Source organism: Streptomyces sp. NPDC056948 (assembly GCF_042674225.1).
GTDB classification, from domain to species: domain Bacteria; phylum Actinomycetota; class Actinomycetes; order Streptomycetales; family Streptomycetaceae; genus Streptomyces; species Streptomyces purpurascens.
The window spans coordinates 1-4,860 of record NZ_JBHUQX010000558.1; the positions used below are offsets into that span (position 1 = coordinate 1).

Sequence of the window (4,860 nt, forward strand, 5' to 3'; positions counted from 1 at the left end):
GGTCCTCCTCCCCCAGGACCTGTCCGCTCGGCGTCGCCGTTTCCGCCCCCGCTCGTCACCCGCACGCCCAAATGCTTTGACCCGTCCGGACGCCGGGGCACAGGCTGGGAAACCTTGGCCGCAGCGCGCACGCACGGAGGCGGGGCATGGGGGAGTCACAGCACGTCGAGATCATGAGCTCGGACGAGTACGAGACGCGGTACGGGGCCGGACGGGAGGCGTCCCCGCTGTCCATGGAGCAGATCGGTGAGCTGTTCCAGGAGTTCCTGATGGCGGTGGCCCGGCCGAAGCGGCGGGACGGTGACGGCGGCCGCGATCTCTCCGAGCGGCTCCGGGAGCATCTGGGCTCCACCCCGGGCGACCGGCCCGTGGTCAAGGCCGCCTATCCGCCGTACGACCTGCCCAATGTCCATCTCGCCCTGGAGCGCTGGTTCGAGGGGGCCGGACGGTCGTACGAGCTCGTCGGCATGCGTGGTGCCCAGCATCACGGCGAGCTGACCCTCGGCGACATCCTCGAAGCGGCCGACCGGTACGACCGGTTCACCGTCGGCGCCGTCGACTACGCCCAGCTTCCCGTCTCGCCCGACGCGGAACTCGCCTGCGTCTCCTGCGGGTTCTACCTCGGGGCGGAGGGCGACGACCGGTTCGCCGTGCTGCTGCGCGGGCCGCAGGACGAGTACGGGCGCAACAAGGTGGAGATCGAGGTGCTGGCCGGGGAGAAGGAGTTCGCCGACCGGCTGCTCGCCGAGCTCGACACACTCGTGCGCGAACTCAACATCTTCCGGGGCCAGGTCCTCTCCTTCGAGGGCTCGGAGTTCGGCCACGGCCTCGGACCGTTCCGCTTCCACCGCAGGCCCGGACTGACCCGCGACGACATCGTGCTCCCCGACGGGCTGCTGGAGCGCGTGGAGCGGCAGGTCGTGGGCGTGGCCCGGCGTCGTGCGCGACTGCTCGCGGCCGGCCAGCACCTGCGGCGCGGACTGCTGCTGTACGGTCCGCCCGGCACCGGCAAGACCCACACCATCCGGTATCTCCTGTCCCACCTCCCCGAGTTCACGGTCGTCGTGCTGTCCGGGACGAGCATCGACGCCATCGGGCCGGCCTGCGCCCTGGCCCGGATGCTCCAGCCGGCGCTGGTCGTCCTGGAGGACTGCGACCTCATCGCCGAGGCCCGCGACCACGGCGGTGGCGAGCAGCCGCTGCTCTTCCAGATCCTGAACGAGATGGACGGCCTCGGCGACGACGCCGATGTCGCCTTCCTGCTCACCACCAACCGTGCCGACCTGCTGGAACCGGCCCTGGCCCAGCGCCCGGGGCGCGTCGACCTCGCCGTGGAGATCCCCCTGCCGGACGCCGAAGGGCGCGCCCGGCTGCTCGATCTGTACGGCTCCGGCCTCGGTCTGGGCAAGGAGGTCACCGACGAGGTGGTGGCCCGCACGGAGGGCACGACGGCGTCCTTCACCAGGGAGCTGGTCCGCAGGTCCGTACTGATCGCCGCCGAGCGCGAGTCGCCCCGCACGGAGGCGGAGGACGTCCGCGCCGCCCTCGACGAACTCCTCTCCGACCACGACCGGCTGACCCGGCGCCTGCTCGGGGTGCCGGGCGCCGAGGATGCCGAGGATGCCGAGGACGCGGAGGGGTGGCGGGGCCGCGACTTCGAGTAGCCGGGCCCGTCAATCCGGGGTGCCGAGCGCGATGGCTCCGGCCGGGCAGAGCCCGGCGGCCATCCGGGCGGCGGCCCGGTGCTCGGGGGCCGGATCCGGGCGCAGGAGCACCACCAGGCCTTCCTCGTCGTCCTGGTCGAAGACCTCGGGAGCCGTCAGGGCGCACATGCCGGCGCCGGCACAGCGCTCACGGCCACTCCGATCCGCAGCGGCTCGTGTGGGTCGCTCATGGGGCTACTCCTCGTCCCAGGTGACGGGCAGGCCGATCACGCCGTAGATGTTGGAGTGTTCGCGCAGCGGCACCTCCCGGGGCGGCACCGCGAGCCGCAGGGTGGGGAAGCGGGCGAGGAGCGCGGGGAACACGACGGCCATCTCGACGCGGGCGAGCTGCTGGCCCAGGCACTGGTGGGCGCCGTGCCCGAAGGAGAGGTGTCCGGTGGCCTTGCGGTGGATGTCGAGCCGGTCGGGGTCGGGAAACCTGTGCGGGTCGCGGTTGGCGGCCTGCACGGAAACGGTCACTGTCTCGCCTGCCCTGATCAACCGGCCTTCCACCTCCACGTCCTCGAGCGCCGCTCGCAGAATCGGGTCGGCCACGCTGAGGTAGCGCAGCAGTTCCTCCACGGCCTGCTCGGCGAGGCCGGGGTCGGCGCGCAGGGCGTCGAGCTGGTCGGGGTTGCTCAGCAGGGCGAAGGTGCCGAGGGCGAGCATGTTCGCGGTGGTGTCGAGCCCGGCGGCGAGCAGCAGTCCGCCGATTCCGGCCAGTTCCTCGTCGGTGAGGTCGGAGGTGGTCAGATCGCTGAGCAGGTCGTCGGTGGGTTCGGCGCGCTTGGCGAGGACCAGTTCGTTCAGGTACTGGAGCAGTGCCGCGTAGGCGCCGCCCCTCGCCTCGGCGTCCGCCGCCTGGTCGAAGATGGTCTCCACTTGGCTCTGGAACCGCTCGCGGTCCGTGTACGGCACGCCGAGCAGCTCGCAGATCACGAGCGCGGGCACGGGCCGCGCCAGCGCCTCGACCAGGTCGGCCGTGGGCCCGGCCTGCTCCATGGCGTCCAGGCACTCGGTGGTGAACTGCTCGACGCGCTCGGTGAGTTGCCGCATGCGCCGGACGGTGAACTTACCGGTGAGCAGGCGCCGGTAGCGGGTGTGCTCGGGGGCGTCGAGGCCGGTGATGTCGCCGACCGGGGCCGGCGGCAGCTCCGAGGGCATCCCGGGGACCGGTACCGGCATGTGCAGGAGTTCGTAGCGTGAGCTGAAGCGCCGGTCGGCGAGGATCGCGCGGGCCGCGGCGTGGCCGGTGGCGAGCCGGCCCGTGTGTCCGTCGGCGTAGCGCATGGGGCGCAGTGGCTGGTCGCTCAGCGCGGTGAGTTCGGCGGGCGGGTCGAAGGGGCAGCCGGTGTGCCGGTCGGTGGGCAGGGTGGGCGGCTCCTCGTCGGTGCTGCCGGCCGTGGCGGTGTCGGCCGTGGTGGTGTCGGCGGCCGTCGGGTCGTACGGCATGGGTCCTCCTGCGATCGTCGGGCGGGGTGTGCGTGGGCGAGGTCAGGCGCGGCGAATGACGATGTCGCCGGCCGAGGTCCGGGCATGCACCTCGACGGTCTCGTCGGAGTCCGCGGGGCCGGCCGAGGAGCCGAGCGAGTTGCGTACCGTGCCGTACTTGGCGTTCAGGTCGAGCCAGGCGGCGGTGCCCTCGTGGATGCCCACTTCGAGGTCGCCGACGGAGGTGCGCAGTTCGATCCGGCCGCGGGTGGCGTCGCCGACGCGGATGCGGCCGTTGGAGGCCATCGCGTCGACGCCGGCGTGGGCGACGCCGATCTCGATCCGGCCGTTGGCGCACTTGGCGCCGACGTCGCCGTGCGCGATGCCGACGGAGATGTCGCCGTTGGCCGCGTTGGTCTTCAGGCCGCCGGTGACCTCGCCGACCTCGGTGGCGCCGTTGCCGTTCCTGATGGTCGCCGTGCCGGCGACGGTGCCGACCTCGACCCGGCCGGCGCCGGTGATCTCGACGTCTCCGGTCGCGCGGGCCAGGCGGATGTCGCCGTGGTCGGTCTTGAGGACGGCGCCGGCCGCCTCGTCGACCTGGAGGTCGCCGAGCGAGGTCTTGAGTGCGACGTCTCCGAAGCGGCCTTCGCAGAAGATGCCGCCCATGGCCGAGGTGCCCCGGACGTCCGATCCCGCGGGCAGTTCGACGCTCACCTCGATGGCGCCCGGCTTGCCGAACAGGGACCGCTTCCTGGGCGTCCTGATCGTGAGGCGGCCGCCCGAGAAGGTGACCTGGGTCTGCTGCACGGCGCGTACGTCGTTGTCGTCGGAGCCGTTGCGCGGCAGCACTTCCACGACCGTGTCGGTGCGCTTGCCCGCGGTGATGCGGGCGGTGCCGGCCTCCAACTCGAGGGTGACGGAGATCGGTTCGGGGGTGTCGAAAGCAGGCATGGCTGTCCCGTCCTCTTGGCTTGGGTGGGTGGTCCCGCCGGTGGGGCGGGTGATGAGTGACGTCGGCGGAATCGGCGAGCCGCCGGTGAGAGTGGGGTGGGCCCGGCCGGGGCCTAGCCGACCCAGCCGGTGAGGCTCCGGCTGACCGGGTCCTCGCCGCGGCCCGGCGGGCTCGCGCGCTCCCCGCCGTCGAGGGCCAGGGACACGGCCCGCACCAGCCAGGCGTTGACCGACAGGCCCTCGGCCGCCGCGGCCTCCTCGGTGCGGGTCTTGAGCTGGGCGGGGAGACGGAAGTTGATGCGCGCCATGGCGCCGTCGTCGGCGTCCGCGGGCAGCGGTGGCGGCGTGGGGGCCGCCATCGGCTCCCACGCCTCCCGGAACGGCTCCGGGGCGTGCGGCGCCGTCACCACGAACTCCGGGTCGGATCCGCGCAGTCGCACGTCGACCGAGCCCGGCGCCAGCTCCCGCGTGACCTCGCTCATGGCGGCGGACAGCGCGTCGAGGAGGGTCAGGCGGGCGGCGGACTCCAGAGGGGCGGTGAGCCGCTCGGCCAGCGCGCGGGCGTCGTCGCCGCCGGCATCCGCGGCGACGGCCAGCTCGCGCCGGAGGGTGTCGACATAGGGCGTGAGGTCCATGACGTCATGATGGCACATGGTTGGCGCCATGGCGAGCCATCTTGGCTCTTTCTCGTTGAAGTGGGCCTTGACCTGCCCTTTCTCTTTCGGGTTGAGGTGTCGTCGCGCTGTGATGGTCATGATCGGGCTTGCGATGG

At 72.6% G+C, this 4,860-nt stretch carries 5 protein-coding genes; 1 reads left to right on the forward strand and 4 read right to left on the reverse strand.

Going from position 1 to position 4,860, the window contains the following annotated elements:
- Positions 1-146 precede the first annotated feature (146 nt).
- Positions 147-1,664: an AAA family ATPase gene (locus ACFTZL_RS40965; RefSeq protein WP_382594478.1), complete on the forward strand. Its 1,518-nt coding sequence runs from the start codon at positions 147-149 to the stop codon at positions 1,662-1,664.
- Between the two features lie 9 nt (positions 1,665-1,673).
- Here ACFTZL_RS40965 and ACFTZL_RS40970 read toward each other — a convergent pair whose 3' ends face one another.
- The 4 genes from ACFTZL_RS40970 to ACFTZL_RS40985 all read right to left on the reverse strand — a co-directional run bounded on the left by ACFTZL_RS40970 (position 1,674) and on the right by ACFTZL_RS40985 (position 4,723).
- The gene (locus tag ACFTZL_RS40970) at positions 1,674-1,832 is read right to left on the reverse strand and encodes a ferredoxin (protein ID WP_382594481.1); all 159 of its coding nucleotides are present in this window, start codon (positions 1,830-1,832) and stop codon (positions 1,674-1,676) included.
- A 66-nt stretch (positions 1,833-1,898) separates the two neighbouring features.
- Positions 1,899-3,155, reverse strand: a complete 1,257-nt coding sequence (locus ACFTZL_RS40975) for a cytochrome P450 (protein ID WP_382594484.1) — start codon at positions 3,153-3,155, stop codon at positions 1,899-1,901.
- A 42-nt stretch (positions 3,156-3,197) separates the two neighbouring features.
- A complete protein-coding gene (locus ACFTZL_RS40980; RefSeq protein ID WP_382594487.1) occupies positions 3,198-4,088 on the reverse strand; it encodes a DUF4097 domain-containing protein in 891 nt (296 codons plus the stop codon).
- Between the two features lie 113 nt (positions 4,089-4,201).
- Positions 4,202-4,723 (reverse strand): hypothetical protein, encoded by a 522-nt coding sequence (locus tag ACFTZL_RS40985; protein WP_382594490.1) that lies wholly within the window; start codon positions 4,721-4,723, stop codon positions 4,202-4,204.
- Positions 4,724-4,860: the final 137 nt, after the last annotated feature.